The organism is Paenibacillus sp. Y280 (assembly GCF_056786335.1).
This window is the reverse complement of sequence record NZ_JBXCIW010000074.1, coordinates 1-534: the sequence shown is the minus strand read 5'-3', so window position 1 is coordinate 534 and position 534 is coordinate 1. Positions and strand designations below refer to the sequence as shown.

Here is a 534-nt window from a genome sequence, read left to right as displayed (position 1 = left end):
TTTTGTCCCATTCATCTTTTTGGCTCACATACCAAGCGTCCATGTGCTGGCAGATCATAATGCCGTAGAGTCGCATGTACCACATCATCGTGGAGCGATGCCTGCCGGATTCGAGCTTGTAGTCGATCTTCTCACGCTTATTGGAACGTTCAATGGATGAACGGCGTTTGTAAGTCAGCTTCCACTTTTCCGAATCGCGAGGCGTTTTCGTAAACAGTCTAGGGTCATCCTTGGTTTTCGTGTAGAAGGTACGACCGTACTTGGCTGTAGAGCAACCACAAACCGGTGTACATCTCCACTTGCGACGATGGAGCTTGTAATCCGTCCCATTAGGCTTCATTGGATTTCCGTTTGGACAAATCGGAATCCCCATGGGTGAAATCTGTATATCGCTTGCGGTTGTGCTGGTTATATTCTTCTTGGAGCGAACATTCAAATCAATGAAGGGCTCCATGCCATGATGCTCGAGAAGAAGATAGATGGATTCCGCATCATGCGCGGCGTCGAGAAGCATTTTATCAACCGTGCCCAAGG

At 48.3% G+C, this 534-nt stretch carries 1 pseudogene; it reads right to left on the bottom strand.

From position 1 onward, the window contains the following. Positions 1 to 534 (bottom strand): annotated as a pseudogene (locus AC1TPC_RS26905) (transposase); the annotation flags it as partial.